This is a genomic window from Pseudomonas sp. UC 17F4, from assembly GCF_900101695.1.
GTDB lineage: Bacteria > Pseudomonadota > Gammaproteobacteria > Pseudomonadales > Pseudomonadaceae > Aquipseudomonas.
Genome location: NZ_FNKV01000001.1, coordinates 435,694 through 457,658 on the forward strand (window position 1 = coordinate 435,694; position 21,965 = coordinate 457,658).

Here is a 21,965-nt window from a genome sequence, read left to right on the forward strand (position 1 = left end):
ACTCGTGCCAAAGGCACTGCCAACATTGACCGGGAACCGCGAAACAAGTTCCCTAAAAATGAAAAGAGTCAATACCAGCAAAAAGACACTATCGCGGTGCAAGCTCGCTCAAGTGGCGGGCGACCGCAATCCAAGCACCGATATACCCTAACAACACCGCCCCAAGCAAGAGGGACAGACCATCGGCTGACGGAACCCCGGCCAAGGCAAAATCACTGCCGTACAGCCCGGAGAGCCCGATAACCGCGTCGTTCAGCCAGTTCAGGCCAAACGCCAGCACGCCCCAGGCCAATACCCCGGCACCCAGGCCATACAAGGCGCCCATGTACAGGAAAGGCCGGCGCACATAGCTGTCGGTGCCGCCGACCAGCTTGATCACCTCGATCTCGGTGCGGCGGTTCTCGATGTGCAGGCGAATTGTGTTACCAATTACCAAAAGCAGCGCCGAGACCAGCAAGACGGTCAGGCCGAAGACAAAGCGGTCGCCCAGTTTGAGAATCGCCGCCAGGCGCTCGACCCACACCAGGTCCAGCTGCGCGGCTTCGACCTTGGGCAGCTCGGCCAGGCGCTGACGCAGGGCTTCCAGCGCCGGCTTGTCGACCTCTGCGGGAGTCACCACCACGACCCCAGGCAACGGGTTCTCCGGCAGTTCGCGCAGGGCTTCGCCCAGGCCGGACTGCTGCTGGAACTCGTTGAGGGCCTGCTCGCGGCTGACGTATTCGGCCTCGGCAACCCCTGGCAAACCTTTGATCTGCTCGCGCAAGGCTTCGCCGTCGTGGCTGCTGGCATCGAGCTTCAAGTACAGGGAAATCTGCGCCGCGCGTTGCCACGAGCCACCCAGGCGCTCGACGTTGCTCAGCAGCAACGACAGGCCCATGGGCAGGCTCAGGGCCACGGCCATCACCAGGCAGGTAAAGAAGCTGCCGATCGGCTGCTTGCCCAGGCGCCGCAGGCTGTCGAGCAGGCTTGAGCGGTGGCTTTCCAGCCAGGCGTGCAGCAGGGTACGGAAATCCGGGCCGTCATCGTCGTGGCCGCCGCCGGTTTTTTTCTTTTCCGGCGCAGGGTCAGCGGCTTTTGGCGCTACCCGCTCGGAAACCTTGGGACTGCGTGTCGCACTCATTGCCCGGCCTCCCCATCGCCGATCAAGCGGCCGCGCTGCAGGGTCAGCATGCGATGGCGCATGCGCGCGATCAGCGCCAGGTCGTGACTGGCGATCAGTACGCTGGTGCCCAGGCGGTTGATATCTTCGAAAACGCCCATGATCTCCGCGGCCAGGCGCGGGTCGAGGTTACCGGTGGGTTCGTCCGCCAGCAGCAAGGCCGGGCGGTGAACGATGGCGCGGGCAATGCCGACGCGCTGCTGCTGGCCGGTAGACAGGTCACCCGGGTACAGCTCGGCCTTGTCCGACAGGGCCACGCGCTCGAGCGCCGAGTCGACCCGCTTGGCGACTTCGGCCTTGGACAAGCCGAGGATCTGCAGCGGCAGGGCGACGTTGTTGAATACGGTACGGTCGAACAGCAACTGGTGGTTCTGGAACACCACGCCGATCTGCCGGCGCAGGAACGGGATTTGCGCGTTGCTGATCTGCCCCAGGTCCTGCCCGGCCAGCAGCAGCTTGCCGCTGGTAGGGCGTTCCATGGCCAGCAGCAGGCGCAGCAGAGTACTTTTGCCGGCGCCGGAATGGCCGGTCACGAACAGGAATTCGCCCCGACGCACCCGAAAACTCAACTCATGCAGGCCAACGTGACCATTGGGGTAGCGCTTGGCGACCTGTTCGAATCGAATCATGGATGCTCCCGCTCGGCAAACAGTGCTTTCACGAAGGGTTCGGCTTCGAAGGTGCGCAGATCGTCAATCCCTTCGCCCACGCCAATATAGCGGATCGGCAGGCCGAACTGCTTGGCCAGGGCAAAGATCACCCCACCCTTGGCGGTACCGTCGAGCTTGGTCAGGGCCAGGCCGGTCAGTTCAACGCTCTGGTTGAAGTGCTTGGCCTGGTTGATGGCGTTCTGGCCAGTACCGGCGTCGAGCACCAGCAGCACCTCGTGCGGCGCGTCGGCATCGAGCTTGCCAATGACCCGGCGAACCTTCTTCAGCTCTTCCATCAGGTTGTCTTTGGTGTGCAGGCGGCCGGCGGTGTCGGCGATCAGCACATCGATGTTACGGGCCTTGGCGGCTTGCACGGCATCGAAGATAACCGAAGCCGAATCGGCACCGGTGTGCTGGGCGATGACCGGGATCTGGTTACGCTCGCCCCAGACCTGCAGTTGCTCGACCGCTGCGGCGCGGAAGGTGTCACCTGCGGCGAGCATGACCTTCTTGCCTTCAAGCTGCAGCTTCTTCGCCAGCTTGCCGATGGTGGTGGTCTTGCCGGCGCCATTGACGCCGACCACGAGGATCACGAACGGCTTGCTCTGGGCTTGAATGTGCAGCGGTTGCTCGACCGGCTTGAGCAGGTCGGCCAGCTCGTCTTGCAGCGACTTGTACAGCGCGTCGCTGTCGGCCAGCTGCTTGCGCGCGACCTTCTGGGTCAGGCTCTGGACGATAACCGAGGTGGCTTCGACGCCAACATCGGCGGTCAGCAGGCGGGTTTCGATTTCATCAAGCAGGTCGTCATCGATGGCCTTCTTGCCGAGGAACAGGCTGGCCATGCCTTCGCCAATGCTGGCGCTGGTCTTCGACAGGCCCTGCTTGAGGCGGGCGAAGAAGCCGCCCTTGCTCTCTTCGCTGCGCACAGGTGCGGCTGGCTCGGCCGGGGCTGGCTCGGCAACCGGAACTGGCGCTGCAACAGCAGCAACTACAGGTACAGGCTCGGGTTCGGGCACTACCACTGGTTCCGGCGCTACAACCGGCTCAGGTGCAACCACCACCGGCTCAGGCGCGATGAACACTGGCTCAACCACTGGCGCGGGAGCAGGCTCCTGGCGCGGCGGAATCGGCGGGGGTGTGTGTGGCTCAAGGTCGGCGACCAGGGCAACCGGCTCTTCCGGCACGGGCAGCACCAGGCCGACGGGCGCTGCGGGCTGGACCTCGACCGGCGCCGCAACGGGCGCAACGGCAGCGGGCTCTGGAACAGCAACCGGTGCAGGCGCAGCAACAGGTGCTGCAGCCACCTCGACCGGGGCAACGGCAGCCGGCGTTTCGACCGGCAACGCAGCCGGTTGCTCCGCTTCAGCCGGAATGGGGTTTTGCGGCTGTTCGGCTACGGGTTGCTGCGGTTTTTTGCGCAACCAGCCGAACAGGCCTTTCTTTTCACCAGCCGCGGCCGGCGTCTTTTTGTCGTCGTTGGAACCAAACATGGAAGACGGCTATCTCAGGGTAGCGATGCGCCACTGCGGCGCTTCTTAAATTCTTTTAACGCAGAACAGTCTACTTTTAATCCGGCTCGTTCTTGCGCAGCATTTTGTCATCAAGCCTTCGGGCTGGTTCCATGACAGGCATGGTCCTCAGGCAACCGGATCAGTATCCTAGCACCTCCAAGCCCGCCGACGCTAAGACCACGCGGGCAGTCCTACAGGTTAAACAACGTATGAATGCTCTAGCCCGCCGCGCCGCTGGCCTGTTGCTCAGCACAGTTTGTCTGCCGTTCGCGGCCTTCGCCGCCGATACGCAACCCACCCACGAATTCATTCTCGACAACGGCCTGAAAGTGGTCGTGCGCGAGGACCACCGGGCGCCGGTGGTGGTCTCGCAGATCTGGTACAAGGTCGGTTCGACCTACGAATCACCGGGCCAGACCGGCCTTTCCCATGCCCTGGAACACATGATGTTCAAAGGCAGCGAGAAGCTCGGCCCTGGCGAAGCCTCGCGCATCCTGCGCGACCTGGGCGCCGAAGAGAACGCTTTCACCAGCGACGACTACACCGCTTATTACCAGGTACTGGCCCGCGACCGCCTGCCGGTGGCCCTGGAGCTTGAAGCCGACCGCATGGCCAGCCTGCGCCTGCCGGCCGACGAGTTCAGCCGCGAGATCGAGGTCATCAAGGAAGAGCGCCGCCTGCGCACCGACGACCAGCCCAACGCCAAGGCCTTCGAGCTGTTCAGCGCCATGGCTTTTCCGGCCAGCAGCTACCGCACCCCGACCATCGGCTGGATGGCAGACCTTGACCGCATGAAGGTCGAGGAACTGCGCCACTGGTACGAGTCCTGGTACGTGCCGAACAACGCCACCCTGGTGGTGGTTGGCGATGTCACCGTCGACGAGGTCAAGGGCCTGGCCCAGCGCTTCTTCGGCGCCATCCCGAAACGCGCGGTGCCACCGGCCAAGCTGCCACTCGAACTGGCCGAGCCGGGCCTGCGGGAAACCACCCTGCATGTGCAAACCCAGCTGCCGAGCCTGATCTACGGTTTCAACACCCCGGGCCTGGCCACCGCCAAGGACCCGCGCAGCGTGCACGCCCTGCGGCTGATCTCGGCATTGCTCGACGGCGGCTACAGCGCGCGCCTGCCAAGCCGCCTGGAGCGCGGCCAGGAGCTGGTCACCGGGGCGTCGTCGAGCTACAACCCGTTCACCCGCGGCGACAGCCTGTTCGTGATCTCGGCCATGCCGAACCTGCAAAAGCACAAGACCCTGGCCGACGTCGAAGCCGGTATCTGGAAGCTGCTCGACGAGCTGAAAACCACCCCGCCGTCGGCTGAAGAGCTTGAGCGCGTACGTGCCCAGGTCATCGCCGGGCTGGTCTACGACCGTGACTCGATCAGCAGCCAGGCCACCGCCATCGGCCAACTGGAAACCGTCGGCCTGTCGTGGAAACTGATCGACAGCGAGCTGGACGAGCTCAAAAGCGTGACCCCGGCCGACATCCAGAACGCCGCCCGTACTTATTTCACCCGTGAACGCCTGAGCGTTGCCCATGTACTGCCCGAGGAGAACGCTCATGAGTGAACGCAGCGCACCCCGCTATACCCTGATCGGCCTGGGCCTGTTGTTGCTGATTGGCCTGCTGGCGTTCTTCCTGGCCAAACCTGCGCAATCGGATAACGCCGCGCAACCGGCTGCGGTCACCGAAGCCAAGGCGGCCAACACCTTGCAATCGCTGGCCGAGCTGGATGGCAAGGCGCCAAGCCGCCGGCAGCTGAACATCCAGACCTGGAACACCGCCGAAGGCGCCCGCGTGCTGTTCGTCGAAGCCCGCGAGCTGCCGATGTTCGACCTGCGCCTGACTTTCGCCGCCGGCAGTAGCCAGGACGGCGATGCCCCGGGGCTGGCGACCCTGACCAACGCCATGCTCAACGAAGGCGTGGCCGGCAAGGACGTCACCGCCATTGCCGAAGGCTTCGAAGGCCTGGGCGCCGACTTTGGCAACGGCGCCTACCGCGACATGGCCGTGGCCTCGCTGCGCAGCCTGAGCGCGGCCGACAAGCGCGAACCTGCGCTCAAGCTGTTCGCCGAAGTGGTCGGCAAGCCGACCTTCCCGCAGGACGCCCTGGCGCGCATCAAGAACCAGATGCAGGCCGGCTTCGAATACCAGAAGCAGAACCCCGGCAAGCTGGCCAGCATCGAGCTGTTCGAGCGCCTGTACGGCACCCACCCCTATGCCCACCCGAGTGACGGCACCGCCAAGAGCATTGCGCCGATCACCCTGGAGCAACTGCGTGCCTTCCACGCCAAGGCCTATGCCGCTGGCAATACGGTGATCGCCCTGGTCGGCGACCTGAGCCGCAGCGAAGCCGAAGCCATTGCCGCACAGGTGTCCTCGGCCCTGCCAAAAGGCCCGGCCCTGGCCAAAGTGGCCCAGCCAAGCGAACCCAAGGCCGGCGCAACCCACATTGACTTCCCGTCCAAGCAGACCCACCTGATGCTCGCGCAACTGGGCATTGATCGTAACGATCCGGACTACCCGGCGTTGTCGCTGGGCAACCAGATCCTCGGGGGTGGCACCTTCGGCACCCGCCTGATGAGCGAAGTGCGCGAGAAACGCGGCCTGACCTACGGCGTATACTCGGTGTTCAGCCCGATGCAGGTGCGTGGCCCGTTCATGATCAACCTGCAGACCCGTGCCGAGCTCAGCGAAGGCACCCTCCAGCTGGTCCAGGACATCTTCGCCGACTACCTCAAGAGCGGCCCGAGCCAGGCTGAGCTGGACGACGCCAAGCGGGAACTGGCCGGCAGCTTCCCGCTGTCCAATGCCAGCAACGCCAGCATCGTTGGCCAACTGGGTGCCATCGGCTTCTACAACCTGCCACTGACCTGGCTGGAAGACTACATGCAGCAGTCCCAGCAACTGACCACTGAACAGGTCAAGGCAGCGCTGAACAAACACCTGGCCGCTGACAAGATGGTTATCGTCACCGCCGGGCCAAGCGTGCCGCAAAAACCCTTGCCGCCGCCCACTGACAAACCCGCCGAGCAACCGCTTGGCGTACCGGAGCATTAATGGCCAGTCCATCCGCAAAACCGGCCAAGCCGCACCACGGCCAGGGCCAGCTGCGCATCATTGCCGGCGAATGGCGCAGCCGGCGCCTGGGCTTCCCTGACGCGCCGGGCCTGCGCCCAACCCCGGACCGGGTCCGCGAGACCCTGTTCAACTGGCTTGCCCCGCACATCGAAGGAGCCAAGGTGCTCGACGCCTACACCGGCAGCGGCGCCCTGTACCTCGAAGCGCTGTCCCGTGGCGCGGGCGATTCCGTGGCCCTGGACAGCAACCCGGCGGCCATCGCCAGCCTGCGGCAGAACCTCGAGACCCTGCGCTGCCCTCGCGGCCAGGTGATCCAGACCGACGCCCAGCGCTACCTGCAGGGTGAGCCGAAGCTGGCCTTCGACCTGGTGTTCCTCGATCCGCCGTTCAACCAGGGCTTGCTGCCGACCACCTGCGCCCTGCTTGAAGAGCGTCAGTGGCTGGCCGAAAACGCCTGGATCTACACCGAGAGCGAAACCCCGCCATCGACCTTGCAGTTGCCCGGCAACTGGCGCCTGCACCGCGAGAAAAAGGCCGGCCAGGTCTACTACGCACTCTGGCAGCGCGGCTGAGCAATCAGCACGACCCGGCCGCCGCCGGGTCGTGCCCGCTAAATATCTAACGCCTTTCACCTTTACGCTTGCTTGATCGTGCGCCTTGTTTTCAACCACAAGGACCACTGTCATGGATCGACGCACCTCCCTCAGGAGCAACCTGCTCGGCCTGTTTCTGCTATCCGGCCAGGCCCTGGCCGAACCCTCCATTCGCCATGAGTTCACCCTCGACAACGGCCTGCACGTAGTCATCAGCGAAGACCGCCGGGCGCCCGTGGTCACCACACATATGCTGGTCAAGGTCGGTTCGAGTCACGAATACCCCGGGCAGTCCGGCTTATCCCACGCCCTCGAACACCTGCTCTACCGAGGCAGTGCCAAGACCGCCCCGGGTCAGCTCTCCCAGATCATCGAACGCCTGGGCGGCGAGGACAACGCCTACACCCTCCGTGACTTCACCGTGCATCATCAGACGCTCCCCAGTGATCGGCTGGCTGTAGCGCTGGAGCTCAATGCCGATCTGCTCAAAGGCGCAGTGCTGAGCGAACACGAGTTCGTTCGCGAGATCGAAGCGGTCAAGGCTGAGCGGCGAGAGAATGTCGATAACGATCCATTGCTAAGGCTCTTTGAGCAACTGCAGGCCATTGCCTACCCGCAAAGCAGCTATCACACCCCGGTGATCGGCTGGATGAGCGATCTGCAGCGCATGCACAACGAAGAACTGCGCGCCTGGTATCGCACCTGGTACGCGCCCAACAATGCCACGCTGATCATCGTTGGCGATGTACAGCGTGATGCGGTGAAACGCGAGGTTGAAAAGTATTTTGCCGGTTTCCCCCGCCAAGACCTGCCGTTCATTAAGAAGCCCCTTCAGACCGCTGCCCCCGGCCCCCGTCAGGTTACGGTCTACGAAGATGTCAGTACGCCAACCCTGGTCATGGCCTTCAACGTGCCGACCTATGCCAGCGCAGCGTCGGCAACCGACGTACATGCCTTGCGCCTGCTTTCGGCCCTGCTGGGCAAAGGCTTGAGCGCCCGCCTCAGCACCCGGCTGGAGCGCCAGCAAACTCTGCTGACACGCCCTGAAGTCAGCTACGACCCGGTGGCCAGGGGCGATAACCTGTTCGAGATCCAGGCTTCAATCAATACCGTTCAGCCCAGACCACTGGACGAACTGCAAGCGGCGATCTGGGCACAACTGCAGGCACTGAAAAAAAACCCTCCCGAACCTGACGAACTTGCCCGGGCGCGAACACTGCTGCTGGCAGAAAACACCTTCGCCCGCGACACCCTCGACTATCAGGCCGGCGACTTGGCTGCCCTGCTCGGCAGTGGCTTGCCAGCCGCTCAACTGGACAATGATGCCGACGACCTGGCGCGAATAACGCCTGAACAACTACAGCAGGCTGCCAACACCTACTTCACCCGCGAACGGCTTACGGTCGCCTACCTGCAGGCCAAGGAGGTCGATGATGAATAAGTTCAGGAGAAACCTTTTACCTATCGTCCTGTTGATAGCATCTGTCACTGCATACGCCCAGAGCGCTGCGGCTGAGCTGCAATCCCTGAAATCCACCGCCCCCCTGACAAGCATCCCTCAATTGCCGATCGAATCGTGGCACACGCCTCAGGGCAGCCAGGTGTTGTTTGTGCAGAACAACCATTTGCCGATGTTTGACCTGCAGGTTGTATTCGCTGCCGGCAGCGCCCGCGATGATGGCGCAGCAGGCCTGGCACAACTCACCCTGGGCATGCTCGATGAGGGCGCAGGCCAGTACGATGCCCTGCAGATTGCCGAAGGCTTCGATGCGGTCGGCGCACAGTTTCACAAGCAGGCCGGGCGAGACAGCCTGGCCGTAACCCTGCGCAGCCTCAGCAGCCAGGAGCACAGCAGCAAAGCCGTCGGCTTGCTGACAGGTGTGCTCGGCAAACCGCAACTTGCCGATGACAAGCTGCAGGCGATCAAGGATCAGCTCACCAGCCAGCTCATACAACGCCAGGAGTTCCAGAACTACAGGGCCACCGACCTGCTTTACCAGCATGCTTACGCCAATCACCCCTATGCGACGAACAGCACCGGCACCAGCCAGGCAATTGAATCGCTGACCATTGCCGATATCCGCGCATTTCACCAGCAAGCGTTCGCTGCGGGCAATGCACTGATCACCCTGGTCGGTGACCTTTCGCTTGAGCAGGCTCAAGCCATTGCGCTTCAAGTTTCGTCAGCACTGCCCGACGGGCCGGCACTCTCACCTTTACCCGTGCCCGCTGCTTTCGAGTCGGAGATCTATCACCTTGAGCATTCGGGCAGCCAGGCGCTGTTGTTGTTTGCCATACCCGGCATCAACGTGCACCATGCCGATGCACCGGCGCTGACCCTGGCCAATCTGATTCTGGGCGGCCCCGGTGCGACTTCGCGCCTGTTCGATGAACTGCGCAGCCAACGTGGTTTGACCTATGGCGCCAGATCAAAGCTGATCCAGCACCCTGCCAGCGGCCTCTGGACCTTTACCACTGCGGTCGAGGCCAGGTACCGCGATGCCAGCATGGCGTTGCTCGAGCAATTACTTGCAGACTACGCCGCACAGGGGCCGACCGCGCAGGAGGTTGAAGGCGCGAAGCACAAGCTGCGCGGCAGCTACCTGTTGGGTTCAGTGAGCAACCAGCAGATCAGCGATATCCTGACCCACACCGGGGTCAACCAGTTGCCGCTGGACAACCGCCAGGCGTTTCTCGACAAGCTCCAGGCGCTGACCCTGGATCAGCTGAAAGTCGCGTTGAAAAAACACCTGAAGCTCGACAAGCTGGTGCAAATCAGTGTCGGCCCGACGGTCGAACAAGACGCCTTGCCGAACATCGAGCCTGCAACCGGCTGATCGGTGCGGGCAACTGCCAGTAACCGGACATACACTTGTCTGAAACAGATCTGCGAGTACGCCACGATGTTTGCCTCAACCCCCAGCCCCTTCAAACCCGCCCTGGGGCTGGGCAATCCGCACATGCAGACGCTCTGGGGGCCACTATGGCGCAAGTCAGCGGCCCTGAGCCGCCAGCGCGAACGTCTGTGGCTGGCTGATGGCGATTTCCTCGACCTCGACTGGCACGGCCCCCATGAAGCGACAACCCCGGTGGTGCTGGTGCTGCACGGGCTCACCGGCTCGTCCAGCTCGCCGTACGTCATCGGCATGCAGCAGGCCCTGGCCGACCGTGGCTGGGCCAGCGTGGCGCTGAACTGGCGCGGCTGCTCGGGCGAACCCAACCTGCTGCCACGCAGCTACCATTCCGGTGCCAGCGAAGACCTGGCCGAAGCCATTGATCACCTGCGTGCGCAGCGTCCGCAGGCACCGCTATACGCCGTGGGTTACTCGCTGGGCGGCAATGTGCTGCTCAAGCACCTGGGCGAAGCCGGCTCGGCCAGCCAGTTGCAGGCGGCGGTGGCGGTGTCGGTGCCGTTTCGCCTGGACCAGTGCGCCGACCGCATCGGCCTGGGTTTTTCCCGGGTGTACCAGGCGCATTTCATGCGCGCCATGCTCGCTTATGTGAAGGACAAGCAGCGCCACTTCCAGCATCACGGCCACCACGAAGGGCTGGCCGCGCTGGAGCGCCTGGGGCCGCTGGAAAACCTGCGCACCTTCTGGGATTTCGACGGCCGGGTGACCGCGCCGCTCAATGGCTTTAGCGATGCCAAGGACTACTACCGACGTGCTTCCAGCCGGTATTTTCTGGGCGAGAACCGCACGCCGACGCTGATCATCCATTCCAGCGATGATCCGTTCGTGTTCGCCCATAGCTTGCCAGCAGCCAATGAACTGGCGGCGCAGACCACCTTTGAGCTGCATGCGCGGGGCGGACATGTAGGGTTTGTCGATGGCAGCGTGCGGAATCCGGGGTATTACCTGGAGCGGCGGATTCCGCAGTGGCTGGCTGGAAACTGACCCGCGATGCTTTTCAGTCGCCAGTGGCCACCGCCCGCTTGGAGTCGGTAATCCACTCACTCCACGAGCCCGCATACAGCTTGCCCAGCGGATACCCCGCCAGCGCCAGGGCAAACAGGTTGTGGCAAGCCGTCACCCCCGACCCGCAGTAAGCGACCAGTTGCTCTGGCGAACGCTTGTCCAGCTTCTGGGCAAAGCGCTGCTTGAGCTGCTCGGCCGGCAGAAACCGCCCGTCGGCGCCGAGGTTGTCGGTAAAGGCTGCGCATTGTGCACCGGGAATATGCCCGGCCACCGGATCGATCGGCTCGACCTCGCCGCGAAAGCGCGGCAGGCCACGGGCATCGATCAACGTAAGCTCCGGCTTGCCCAGGCACTCGCCCAACTGCGCAGCATCCAGCACCAGGCTGGCGTCCGGCTCACCACTGAAGTTGCCTTCGCGCTTGACCGGCGGATCAAGGCTCAGCGGCAGCCCGGCCGCGTGCCAGGCCTTGAGGCCGCCATCGAGGATGAATACACCACTGCGCTTGCCCAGCCAGGCCAGCAGCCACCAGGCCCGGGCCGCGAAGGCACCTGGGCCGTCGTCGTAGAGGACGATTTCGCTGTCGTTGTCGATGCCCCAGTCCCGCAGGCGCTCGACCAGACGCTCCGGGTCCGGCAACGGGTGGCGGCCGGTCACGCCCTTGATGATCGGCCCGCTGAGGTCGCGCTCAAGGTCGGCAAAGTGCGCCCCGGCAATATGCCCCTCGGCATAACTGCGCTGACCATAATCGATGTCTTCCAGGGCAAAACGGCAATCGAGAATCACCAGCGCCGGCGCCTCCAGGCGTTCGGCCAATTGCTGGGCGGTGATCAGTTGCGCGAGGGGCATGACAGTCTCCTGAACGATTGAACGGATAAGGCCCGGGCGTTATTGCTCCAGCGCCTGGTTAAGCGAAACGTAGAATTCCTGGCACAAGGCGTCGACGGCGGGGCGCGCCTTGGCGGTGACGAAGCCAAGCTCCAGCACCAATACCTGATAGACACCGCGCTTGAAGGCTTCTTCACTCAAGTGCGCGGAATTTTCGCGAGTGGTACAGAGAAAACGCACCCAGGACGTAAGCACGATCCAGGCATTGAGGGTCAGCGACTCGATCTGCACGCTGTCCATCTCGACGATGCCGGCCTCGACAAAGCCGCGGTAGATCGCCTGGCCCTGCAGCAGGCAGCGCTGGGAGAAGCGCCGGTAACGGGCGGCCAGTTCCTTGTCGCTGTCGAGCAGGTGTTCCAGGTCGCGGTGCAGAAAGCGGTAGTTCCACATCGCCGCCAGCAACGCCTTGAGGTAGAAGCGCTTGTCTTCGACTGTTGCAACACGCCCCTGGGGCGGGCGCAAAAAGCTTTCCACCAGCTCTTCATACTGGGTGAAGAGCACGGCGATGATTTCCTGCTTGTTGGCGAAGTGGTAGTACAGGTTGCCGGGCGAAATCTCCATGTGCGCGGCAATGTGGTTAGTGCTGACACTGCGCTCGCCCTGCTGGTTGAACAGCTCCAGGCTGTTCTGCACGATGCGCTCGCGGGTCTTGATACGCGGGGCCATGATCAATTCCAGGCGTTGAGCTTGAATGAATAGGTCCATCTTACGGTGTATCCACACCGGTATGTACCCGCAGGCGCTGTGAAAAACAGTCGCACCGGGCACATATTAGAGTATATGCTCTAGAAAACCTGCCTTGCCGTGGAGTTTCGCATGCTCGCCGACGCTACCCGCTCCCTGCCGCCCACCGAATTCGCCGCCCTTGACGCGGTGTTCGCCACCCAGCGCCAGGCCTTTGCCGGCACCCCCCTGCCCTCTGCGCCACAGCGCCGGCAATGGCTGAAAAGCCTGCGCGAAGCCCTGCTGGAGCAACAGGACGCGTTGATCGCAGCGATCAACGAGGACTTCTCTGGCCGTAGTGCCAACGAAACCCTGCTGGCCGAATTGATGCCGAGCATTCAGGGCCTGCGCCATGGCGAAAAGCACCTCAAGCAGTGGATGAAAGCCTCCAGGCGCAAGGTCGGCCTGGCCTTTCAGCCGGCCAGCGCCGAGGTCCAGTACCAACCGCTGGGAGTGGTCGGCATCATCGTGCCGTGGAACTACCCGCTGTTTCTTGCCATCGGCCCGCTGACCTGCGCCCTGGCCGCCGGCAACCGGGTAATGCTCAAGCTCAGCGAAGCAACCCCGGCGACCGGCCTGTTGCTCCAGCAACTGCTCGACAAGATCTTCCCCGAAGACCTGGTCAGCGTGGTGCTGGGTGAGGCCGACGTTGCCCAGGCCTTCTCGCGCCTGCCGTTCGATCACCTGCTGTTTACCGGGGCCACCAGCGTCGGCCGCCAGGTGATGCTCGCCGCCGCGCACAACCTAACGCCAGTGACCCTGGAACTGGGCGGCAAATCGCCGGCCATTGTCTCGGCCAGCGTGCCGCTGGCCGACGCAGCCGAACGCATCGCCTTCGGCAAGACCCTCAACGCCGGCCAGACCTGCGTGGCTCCCGACTACGTGCTGGTGCCACGTGATCGCCTGGGGGACTTCGCCACGGCCTACCGCGACGTCGTACGGCGCTTTTACCCGACCCTGGCCGACAACCCGGACTACAGCGCGATCATCAACCCGCGCCACCTGGCCCGCCTGGAGAGTTACCTCGAGGATGCCCGCAGCAAGGGCGCCGAGATCATCGACCTGTACCCACAAGAGCCACGCCATGGCCGGCGCCTGCCGCCGCACCTGCTGCTCGGAGTCAGCGACGACATGCGCGTGATGCAGGACGAAATCTTCGGCCCGCTGCTGCCGTTGGTGCCCTACGACAGCCTCGACCAGGCGCTGGCCTACATCAATCAACGCCCGCGCCCACTGGCGCTGTATTACTTCGGCTACGAGCGCAGCGAGCAGCAACGGGTACTGGAACAGACCCACTCTGGCGGCGTGTGCCTCAACGACACCCTGTTGCACGTCGCCCAGGACGACCTGCCGTTCGGCGGCATTGGCCCCTCGGGCATGGGCCATTACCACGGCCATGAAGGTTTCCTGACCTTCAGCAAGGCCAAGGCGGTGTTCGCCAAGCAGCGTTTCAACGCCGCGCGGCTGATCTACCCGCCTTACGGCAAGGGGCTGCTCAAGCTGGTGTACACACTGTTCATTCGCTGAAAAACCACCCTCGGGCCTGATAACAATGACCACAAGCCTGCCTGTAAACCCCGCGCTGAGCCGGCGTGGGCTGCTCAAGTTCAGCCTCGGCGCCAGCGCCTTGCTTGCCACCGCCGGGTTGGGCGCCAGCCTTAGCGGCTGCTCGGCGCAAACACCGGCCAGCGGCTTCATTACCCTGCGCGAAAACGACTTGCCGATCCTCCACGCGCTGATTCCGGTAGTCCTGGCTGGCACCCAGGCGGCGGACAACCGCGAAGCCTTGCTGCGCGGGCTGGACAACAAGCTCGCCGCGCTGTCGCCGGCCATGCTCAAGTTGACCCGGCAACTGTTCGACGTGCTCGCCATGACGCTCACCCGCGGGCCGTTGACCGGCATCTGGGGCAGTTGGGACAACGCCAGCAGCGTGCAGATCGAAGCCTTTTTGCAGCGCTGGCAGGACAGCTCGCTGAACCTGTTGCGCATGGGCCATGCCTCGCTGCTGCAACTGCTGCACATGGCCTGGTACGAACTGCCGCAATCCTGGGCCCATTGCGGCTACCCAGGGCCACCCAAGGTCTGATCCACCGATAACCACAAGAGGCTGAACATGCCCTTACCCGACCTGTTTCGCGACGGCCTTGGCCGTGGCTGGAAAACCCGTGACGCCTCGCGCCTGGACCAGGACCTGAGCCTTGAAACCGACATCGCCATTATCGGCAGCGGCGCCGGCGGCGCCACCAGTGCCGAGCTGCTCAGTGCTGCAGGCTTCAAGGTACTGCTCATCGAAGAAGGCCCGCTGAAAACCAGCAGCGACTTTCACATGCTCGAAGACCAGGCCTACGCCAGCCTCTACCAGGAAGGCATCGGGCGTATGAGCAAGGACGGCGCCATCACCATCCTGCAAGGCCGCGCAGTCGGCGGCACTACCCTGATCAACTGGACCTCGAGCTTTCGCACCCCCGCGCCAACCCTGGAGCACTGGGCCCGCGAACACGGGGTAAAAGGCCTGAGCAGCGCCGAATTGGCGCCCTGGTTCGCACGCATGGAACAGCGCCTGGGTATCGAGCCATGGATCATGCCGCCCAACGCCAACAACGAAGCACTGCGCCGCGGCTGCGAAGCGCTGGGCTACAGCTGGAAAGTGATCCCGCGCAACGTGCGCGGCTGCTGGAACCTGGGCTATTGCGGCATGGGTTGCCCGGTCAACGCCAAGCAGTCGATGCTGGTCACCAGCATCCCGGCGACCCTTGAGCACGGCGGCGAGCTGCTGTACCTGGCCCGCGCCGAGCGCCTGGAACACAACGGCGAACAGATCAGCGGCCTGCAGTGCGTGGCCATGGACGCGCGCTGCGTCGAGCCCACTGGCCGGCAGATCCGGGTCAAGGCCCGGCATTACATCCTTGCCGGTGGCGGCATCAACAGCCCCGGCCTGCTGCTGCGCTCGGACGCTCCGGACCCCCATGAGCGCCTGGGCAAGCGGACCTTCCTGCACCTGGTCAACTTCAGCGCCGGGCTGTTCAAGGACAAGGTCAATCCGTTCTACGGCGCGCCGCAGTCGATCTACTCCGACCATTTCCAGTGGCGCGACGGCGTCAACGGGCCGATCGGCTACAAGCTCGAGGTGCCGCCCCTGCACCCAGCGCTGGCCAGCACCTTGCTGGGCAGCTTCGGCAAGGACAACGCCCTGCGCATGGAGCAACTGCCGCACACCCACGTGATGCTCGCCCTGCTGCGCGACGGTTTTCACCCCGACAGCGTCGGCGGCGAGGTGCAGTTGCGCGGCGATGGCTCGCCGGTGCTCGACTACCCGCTGTCGGCCTATGCCTGGGACGGCGTGCGCCGGGCTTTCCAGAGCATGGCCGAGATCCAGTTCGCCGCTGGCGCCGACAGCGTGATGCCGGTGCACAGCGATGCCCGCCATGCAAAAAACCTGGCCGAGGCGCGGCAGATGATCGACGGCCTGAACCTTGAACTGTTTCGTACCCGCCTGGGCAGCGCCCATGTCATGGGCGGCTGCGCCATGGGCGAAGACCCGCGCCAGGCGGTGTGCGACAGCCTGGGCCGGCACCATCAGCTGGAAAACCTGTCGATTCACGACGGCTCGCTGTTCCCCACCAGCATCGGCGCCAACCCGCAATTGTCGGTGTACGGCCTCAGTGCCCGGCTCAGCGACGCCCTGGCCGCGCGCCTGGTGGCTGGCAGATGACAACAAATGGCCGCACTGTCTATAGTGCCTTCAGCGTGGTCGGGCGACTTGGCCGACCGCCACTGCTGCGATACCATCCGACTCCCCAACGCACTCCTGCCAGGACGACGCGATGAACCGAGTGTTGTACCCAGGTACTTTCGACCCTATTACCAAGGGCCATGGCGATCTGGTCGAGCGTGCCTCGCGGCTGTTCGACCAGGTGATCATTGCGGTCGCCGCCAGCCCGAAGAAAAACCCACTGTTCCCGCTGGAGCAACGGGTGGAACTGGCTCGCGAGGTCACCAAGCACCTGCCCAATGTCGAAGTCATCGGCTTCTCCACTTTGCTGGCGCATTTCGCCAAGGAACAGCAGGCCAATGTGTTCCTGCGCGGCCTGCGGGCTGTTTCAGACTTCGAGTACGAGTTCCAGCTGGCGAACATGAACCGCCAACTGGCGCCCGACGTCGAGAGCCTGTTCCTCACCCCTTCAGAGCGCTATTCGTTCATTTCCTCGACCCTGGTCCGGGAAATCGCGGCGCTGGGCGGTGACATCACTAAATTCGTCCACCCGGTGGTGGCCGAGGCCCTGACCGAACGCTTCAAGAAGTGACATCGGTGATTTGACCATGGCGCCCGCGTGCACTGCGGGCGCTAATGCGGCACAATTGTGCCCATTGGTTTTCAAATGCCCGGGTTCTGAGCCCTGGCCGGAGTCCCCATGTCCCTGATCATCACCGACGATTGCATCAACTGCGACGTCTGCGAACCCGAGTGCCCGAACGCTGCGATCTCTCAAGGCGAAGAGATCTACGTGATCGACCCCAACCTGTGCACCCAGTGCGTCGGCCACTACGACGAGCCGCAATGCCAGCAAGTCTGCCCGGTTGACTGCATCCCGCTGGATGAAGCACATCCGGAGAGCGAAGAGCAGCTGATGGAAAAATACCGCCGAATTACCGGCAAGGCCTGATGCCGTTCGTCGCCCGGCTTGCCCCGCTGGTCCTTGGCGCCGTACTGGCGCTGGGGATGGCCAGTGCCCAGGCACAAGGCCCGGGCCGCGCGGCGATTGCCACGCCGCATAGCGACGCGACTGCCGCCGCACGCGAAATTCTCGAGCAAGGCGGTAACGCCTTTGACGCCGCCATTGCCGTCAGCGCCGCGCTGGCGGTGGTCGAACCTTATGGTTCAGGCCTGGGCGGCGGTGGCTTCTTCCTGCTGCGCGAGGGCGACACCCCCGCCCGCTATACCTTTATCGATGCCCGCGAGCGCGCACCTGGCAAGGCCAGCGAAGCCATGTACCTCAAGGACGGCAAGGTCCAGCCGGGCTTGTCGATCAATGGCCCGCTGGCGGCGGCGATTCCCGGCTTGCCGGCAGCCCTCGCCGACCTTGCTGCCCATTACGGCAAGCTGCCACTGAAAAGTACCCTGGCCCCGGCTATTCGCCTGGCCAACCAGGGCTTTGCCGTCGACCGCATCTATCGCGACCGCGCGCAGATGCGCTTGAGCGCACTGCGCGACGATCCAGAAAGCGCCCGTCTGTTCCTGATCAACGGTGAAGTGCCGGCCCTGGGCGCTAAAATCCGCCAACCGCAACTGGCCATAACCCTTGAACGTATCGCCAGCCAGGGCCGCGACGGTTTCTATGCCGGCCCGAGCGCCCAGGCCATGGTGCAGGGGGTACAGGCCGCGGGCGGGATCTGGAGCCTGGATGACCTGGCCAACTACCGCACCGCCAAACGCGAGCCGCTGCGCTACCAGCTGGCCAATCAACGCGAACTGATCAGCGCCCCACCGCCCTCGGCCGGTGGCGTGGCCCTGGCCCAGAGCCTGGCGATGCTGCAGCGCCTGCCCTGGCAGAGCGCCGAGCCTGTACAGCGCAGCCATTACGTACTGGAAGTATTGCGCCGGGCCTACCGTGACCGCGGCCTGCTCGCCGATCCGGACTACGTCAGCAATCCGATACCACAGCTGCTCGCGCGTAATTACCTGACGTCGCTGGCCGACAGCATCGACGTCCGCCAGGCCACGCCCAGCAGCAGCCTGCCGCCCGCCCCGGCCTGGCGCGAGGGCGATCACACCACCCACTTTGCAGTGATCGACGCTGACGGCAATGCCGTGGCCGCGACGTTGTCGGTCAACCTGCCGTTCGGCGCCGCGTTTACTGCCCCGGGCACCGGCGTGGTGTTGAACAACGAAATGGACGACTTTGCCGCCGACCCGCGTGGCAGCAACAGTTACGGCCTGGCCGGCAGCCAGGCCAATGCCGTGGCCGCCGGCAAACGGCCGCTGTCGAGCATGAGCCCGAGCTTTATCGAGAGCCCGACCCAGTTCGCCGCCTTCGGCACGCCGGGCGGCAGCCGTATTCCGAGCATGGTGCTGCTGTCGATGATGGGCTTTCTTGAGGGCCGGCCGGTGGCCGAATGGCCGGCGGTGCCGCGCTATCACCACCAGTACCTGCCCGATGTGGTCGAGCACGAACCGGGGGCTTTCAGCACCGGGCAGCAGCGCGAGCTGCAGGCGCGCGGCTACCCGCTCAAGGACCTGGGCCGCAGCTATGGCAATCAGCAAGTGCTGTACTGGGACAAGGCCGGGCAAACCCTCGAAGCCGCCAGCGACCCCCGCGGCGTGGGTGCCGCACAAGTGCTCAGCCCGCGCTGAGCACCTTCACTTCTGGCAGCGTGGGCAGTAGACGCTGGCGCGCTGGCCAAGCTTGACCTCACGCAGGATGCTGCCGCAGACCTTGCAAGGCTCTTCCCCGCGCCCGTAGACGAACAGTTCCTGCTGGAAGTAGCCCGGCTGGCCGTCGCCGCCGATAAAGTCGCGCAAGGTGGTGCCGCCGCGCTCGATGGCGCAGGCGAGGATGCGCTTGATCTCGATCGCAAGCTTCAGGTAGCGCGCCCGGGAAATGCCCCCGGCTTCGCGGCGCGGGTCGATACCGGCAGCGAACAGCGCCTCGGTTGCATAGATATTGCCAACCCCGACCACCACCGCGTTGTCCATGATGAACGGCTTGACCGCCATCGACTTGCCCCGCGACAGCTGGAACAACCGCTCGCCGTCGAACAGATCGGTCAATGGCTCCGGGCCGAGCTTGATCAGCAGCTCATGGTTGAGCGGATCGAGGCTCCAGAGCATCGCGCCGAAGCGCCGCGGGTCGGTGTAGCGCAAGGCCAGGCCCGACTCCAGTTCGATATCCACATGCTCGTGCTTGGCCGCCGGCAATCCAATCTCGACCAGGCGCAAATTACCGGACATGCCCAGGTGGCTGATCAGGGTGCCCACTTCGGCATTGAGCAGCAGGTACTTGGCGCGCCGCTCGACCTTGACGAAGCGCTGCCCGGAAAGGCGAATGTCGAGGTCCTCGGGGATCGGCCAGCGCAGGCGCCGGTCGCGCACGATTACCCGGCTGACCCGCTGGCCCTCCAGGTAAGGCGCAATACCGCGCCGGGTGGTTTCGACTTCTGGCAATTCCGGCATGGATCAGTGACCGCCCAGTTCGCGAATGGTCTGCTTGAGGTTCTCGAAGTCATACTCGGACAGGCCGACATAATCGAGCACCAGGTGCCCGACGGTATTCCATTCGTGGTCGATGCTCTGGTTGCCCAGCACCCGGTACGAAGCGCAGATGTGCTCGGCCATTTTCAGGATCGCCAGCAGGTTTTTCAGCTGGCTGTTGCGCGCCGAGTCATCGCTGAACACCGCCAGGGCGTTGTGATGGTTGGCGATGGCGTTGCTCAGGTGCTCGGGCAGGCGCCACGACTTGGCGGTGTAGTAACCGACCACCGCGTGGTTGGTGTTGAACACCTGGTTCTCGGTGTCGACCACCCGCTGCTCGGCACCGGCACTGGCGTAGGCATCCTCGAGCACGCTCATGTACTCGGGGAAGCGTTTGAGCATCAACGGCACGCCGCAATCGTGGAACAGGCCCAGGGCATAGGCTTCGTCCACCGCCTGCGAGCCGATGCGCTTGGCCAGGGTCAGGCAGGTCATGGCTACGTCCTGGGCGGTGTCCCAGAAACGGTTGAGGGTGACGATGGTGTCGTCGCTCATCTCGCCCTTGATCGACTGGGCGTTGATCAGGTTGATGATCGAGCGGCTGCCGAGCAGGTTCACCGCGCGCTGGATCGAGGCGATCTTGTTGGTCAGGCCGTAGTACGGCGAGTTGACCAGCTTGAGCAGCGCGCCGGACAGGCCCGGGTCCTGGGAGATAAGCTTGGCGATCACCTCCAGGTCAGGGTCGGGCATGTATTGCTCGAACTGCAGGTCAACCATGATCTGCGGCTGCGGCGGTACGCTGATGCCTTGCAGGGCATGCTGGATCTGTTCGGCGGAGAGTTCCTGGGACATAAGTACACACTCGGGGCTGAGCGGCGATTCTAACCTGATCGTACTGGCCAGCGGTGAAGCTAAAGGCCATCGCTCTGTTGCAATTTGTCGCTATTCCCCATCGAGGCGTCAGGCATCGGGTTATAATCCCGCTCTTTTTTCCCGGAGCGACGTCATGTCCCTGCCCAGCCTTCGTCTCAAAGCCAATGCCGACCGCCGCCTGCGCGCCGGCCACCTGTGGGTCTACAGCAACGAAATCGACGTCGCCGCGACCCCGCTGCATGGCTTCAAGGCCGGTGACCAGGCGATCCTCGAGACCGCCGGCGGCAAGGCCCTGGGCGTCGTCGCCATGAGCCCGAACAACCTGATCTGCGCCCGCCTGCTGTCACGTGACGCCAAGCTGGCCCTGGACAAATCGCTGCTGGTGCACCGCATCAACGTCGCCCTGTCGCTGCGCGAGCGTCTGTTCGACAAGCCGTTCTACCGCCTGGTGTACGGCGATTCCGACTTGCTGCCGGGCCTGGTGGTCGATCGTTTCGGCGATATCCTGGTGGTCCAGCTCGCTTCGGCGACCATGGAACAGCACAAGGATGACGTGGTTGCCGCGCTGGTCCAGGTGCTCAAGCCCACCGGCATCCTGTTCAAGAACGACTCGGCCGCGCGCGACGCCGAAGGCCTGGGCCGTTACGTTGAAACCGTGTTCGGCCTGGTGCCGGAATGGGTGGCCCTTGAAGAGAACGGCGTGAAGTTCGAAGCGCCGGTCATGGAAGGCCAGAAGACCGGCTGGTTCTACGACCACCGCATGAACCGCGCGCGCCTGGCGCCGTACGTCAAGGGCAAGCGCGTGCTCGACCTGTTCAGCTACATCGGCGGCTGGGGCGTGCAGGCCGGTGCCTTTGGTGCCAGCGAAGTGTTCTGCGTCGATGCCTCGGGCTTCGCTCTGGACGGCGTCGAGCGTAACGCCGGGCTCAACGGCATTGCCGAGAAGCTGACCTGCATCGAAGGCGATGTGTTCGAAGCGCTGAAAGAGCTCAAGGCCTCCGAAGAGCGTTTCGACGTGATCGTGGCCGACCCGCCCGCCTTCATCAAGCGCAAGAAAGACCTGAAAAACGGCGAAGGCGCCTACCGCCGCCTGAACGAGCAAGCCATGCGCCTGCTGACCAAGGACGGCATTCTGGTCAGCGCATCGTGCTCGATGCACCTGCCTGAAGACGACCTGCAGAACATCCTGCTGACCAGCGCCCGTCACCTGGACCGCAACATCCAGCTGCTCGAGCGCGGCGGCCAGGGCCCGGATCACCCGGTGCACCCGGCGATCCCGGAAACCCGCTACATCAAGAGCATCACCTGCCGCCTGCTGCCTAACAGCTAAGGCGTGGTGCAATAAAAAATCCCGGCCTGGTGCCGGGATTTTTTCGCCTGCAAGAC

At 64.0% G+C, this 21,965-nt stretch carries 20 protein-coding genes; 13 read left to right on the forward strand and 7 right to left on the reverse strand.

Translation table 11 applies throughout. The features are described 5' to 3' along the window. Positions 1-88: 88 nt before the first annotated feature. The 3 genes from ftsX to ftsY are packed head-to-tail and all read right to left on the reverse strand — an operon-like array spanning position 89 to position 3,299. The gene (gene ftsX, locus BLR26_RS01955; protein WP_093377228.1) at positions 89-1,120 is read right to left on the reverse strand and encodes a permease-like cell division protein FtsX; all 1,032 of its coding nucleotides are present in this window, start codon (positions 1,118-1,120) and stop codon (positions 89-91) included. Then, positions 1,117-1,788: a cell division ATP-binding protein FtsE gene (ftsE, locus tag BLR26_RS01960; RefSeq protein ID WP_010222191.1), complete on the reverse strand. Its 672-nt coding sequence runs from the start codon at positions 1,786-1,788 to the stop codon at positions 1,117-1,119. The genes ftsX and ftsE overlap by 4 nt, the downstream gene beginning before the upstream one ends. Then, positions 1,785-3,299 carry a signal recognition particle-docking protein FtsY gene (gene ftsY, locus BLR26_RS01965; RefSeq protein ID WP_093377233.1) on the reverse strand — a complete coding sequence of 505 codons (1,515 nt, stop codon included), beginning with the start codon at positions 3,297-3,299 and terminating at the stop codon, positions 1,785-1,787. The genes ftsE and ftsY overlap by 4 nt, the downstream gene beginning before the upstream one ends. Positions 3,300-3,529: 230 nt before the next feature. Between ftsY and BLR26_RS01970 the strand changes: the two genes are divergently transcribed. The 6 genes from BLR26_RS01970 (at position 3,530) to BLR26_RS01995 (ending at position 10,887) form a co-directional block, all read left to right on the forward strand. Next, the gene (locus BLR26_RS01970; protein WP_045193974.1) at positions 3,530-4,885 is read left to right on the forward strand and encodes a M16 family metallopeptidase; all 1,356 of its coding nucleotides are present in this window, start codon (positions 3,530-3,532) and stop codon (positions 4,883-4,885) included. Then, positions 4,878-6,377, forward strand: coding sequence for a M16 family metallopeptidase (locus BLR26_RS01975; RefSeq protein ID WP_093377238.1), 1,500 nt, complete (start codon positions 4,878-4,880; stop codon positions 6,375-6,377). Before BLR26_RS01970 ends, BLR26_RS01975 begins: the two co-directional genes overlap by 8 nt. Then, entirely contained in the window at positions 6,377-6,970 is a 594-nt protein-coding gene (rsmD, locus tag BLR26_RS01980; RefSeq protein WP_045193976.1) for a 16S rRNA (guanine(966)-N(2))-methyltransferase RsmD, read from the forward strand. Before BLR26_RS01975 ends, rsmD begins: the two co-directional genes overlap by 1 nt. A gap of 112 nt (positions 6,971-7,082) precedes the next feature. Next, the gene (locus BLR26_RS01985; protein WP_093377243.1) at positions 7,083-8,432 is read left to right on the forward strand and encodes a M16 family metallopeptidase; all 1,350 of its coding nucleotides are present in this window, start codon (positions 7,083-7,085) and stop codon (positions 8,430-8,432) included. Positions 8,433-8,553: 121 nt separating this feature from the next. Further along, entirely contained in the window at positions 8,554-9,828 is a 1,275-nt protein-coding gene (locus BLR26_RS01990; protein ID WP_176794198.1) for a M16 family metallopeptidase, read from the forward strand. Between the two features lie 66 nt (positions 9,829-9,894). Further along, on the forward strand, positions 9,895-10,887 hold the full coding sequence (locus tag BLR26_RS01995; RefSeq protein ID WP_093377251.1) for a hydrolase: 993 nt from the start codon (positions 9,895-9,897) through the stop codon (positions 10,885-10,887). Positions 10,888-10,900: 13 nt separating this feature from the next. Here the strand turns inward: BLR26_RS01995 and BLR26_RS02000 are convergent, their stop codons facing one another. Next, positions 10,901-11,755, reverse strand: coding sequence for a sulfurtransferase (locus tag BLR26_RS02000; protein ID WP_093377255.1), 855 nt, complete (start codon positions 11,753-11,755; stop codon positions 10,901-10,903). A 39-nt stretch (positions 11,756-11,794) separates the two neighbouring features. Then, positions 11,795-12,460 carry a TetR/AcrR family transcriptional regulator gene (locus BLR26_RS02005; protein WP_045201895.1) on the reverse strand — a complete coding sequence of 222 codons (666 nt, stop codon included), beginning with the start codon at positions 12,458-12,460 and terminating at the stop codon, positions 11,795-11,797. 150 nt (positions 12,461-12,610) lie between these two features. On the opposite strand from BLR26_RS02005, the gene BLR26_RS02010 reads away from it, so the two are divergent. From BLR26_RS02010 to ggt, 6 genes are all read left to right on the forward strand, one after another. Continuing rightward, positions 12,611-14,044, forward strand: a complete 1,434-nt coding sequence (locus BLR26_RS02010) for a coniferyl aldehyde dehydrogenase (protein ID WP_093377260.1) — start codon at positions 12,611-12,613, stop codon at positions 14,042-14,044. A 25-nt stretch (positions 14,045-14,069) separates the two neighbouring features. Beyond that, positions 14,070-14,603: a twin-arginine translocation pathway signal protein gene (locus BLR26_RS02015; RefSeq protein ID WP_093377265.1), complete on the forward strand. Its 534-nt coding sequence runs from the start codon at positions 14,070-14,072 to the stop codon at positions 14,601-14,603. A gap of 27 nt (positions 14,604-14,630) precedes the next feature. Next, positions 14,631-16,229: a GMC family oxidoreductase gene (locus BLR26_RS02020; protein ID WP_093377268.1), complete on the forward strand. Its 1,599-nt coding sequence runs from the start codon at positions 14,631-14,633 to the stop codon at positions 16,227-16,229. A 112-nt stretch (positions 16,230-16,341) separates the two neighbouring features. Next, on the forward strand, positions 16,342-16,821 hold the full coding sequence (coaD, locus tag BLR26_RS02025; RefSeq protein WP_038997673.1) for a pantetheine-phosphate adenylyltransferase: 480 nt from the start codon (positions 16,342-16,344) through the stop codon (positions 16,819-16,821). A 108-nt stretch (positions 16,822-16,929) separates the two neighbouring features. Next, positions 16,930-17,181 (forward strand): YfhL family 4Fe-4S dicluster ferredoxin, encoded by a 252-nt coding sequence (locus tag BLR26_RS02030; protein ID WP_093377271.1) that lies wholly within the window; start codon positions 16,930-16,932, stop codon positions 17,179-17,181. After that, positions 17,181-18,869 carry a gamma-glutamyltransferase gene (gene ggt / locus BLR26_RS02035; RefSeq protein WP_176794199.1) on the forward strand — a complete coding sequence of 563 codons (1,689 nt, stop codon included), beginning with the start codon at positions 17,181-17,183 and terminating at the stop codon, positions 18,867-18,869. Before BLR26_RS02030 ends, ggt begins: the two co-directional genes overlap by 1 nt. Positions 18,870-18,875: 6 nt before the next feature. Here the strand turns inward: ggt and mutM are convergent, their stop codons facing one another. Beyond that, the gene (gene mutM, locus BLR26_RS02040; protein WP_045201873.1) at positions 18,876-19,688 is read right to left on the reverse strand and encodes a bifunctional DNA-formamidopyrimidine glycosylase/DNA-(apurinic or apyrimidinic site) lyase; all 813 of its coding nucleotides are present in this window, start codon (positions 19,686-19,688) and stop codon (positions 18,876-18,878) included. A gap of 3 nt (positions 19,689-19,691) precedes the next feature. Beyond that, a complete protein-coding gene (locus BLR26_RS02045; RefSeq protein ID WP_045201871.1) occupies positions 19,692-20,558 on the reverse strand; it encodes an HDOD domain-containing protein in 867 nt (288 codons plus the stop codon). Positions 20,559-20,712: 154 nt separating this feature from the next. Here BLR26_RS02045 and BLR26_RS02050 point away from each other — a divergent pair, with 154 nt between their 5' ends. Beyond that, positions 20,713-21,909, forward strand: coding sequence for a class I SAM-dependent rRNA methyltransferase (locus BLR26_RS02050; protein ID WP_010222172.1), 1,197 nt, complete (start codon positions 20,713-20,715; stop codon positions 21,907-21,909). Positions 21,910-21,965: the final 56 nt, after the last annotated feature.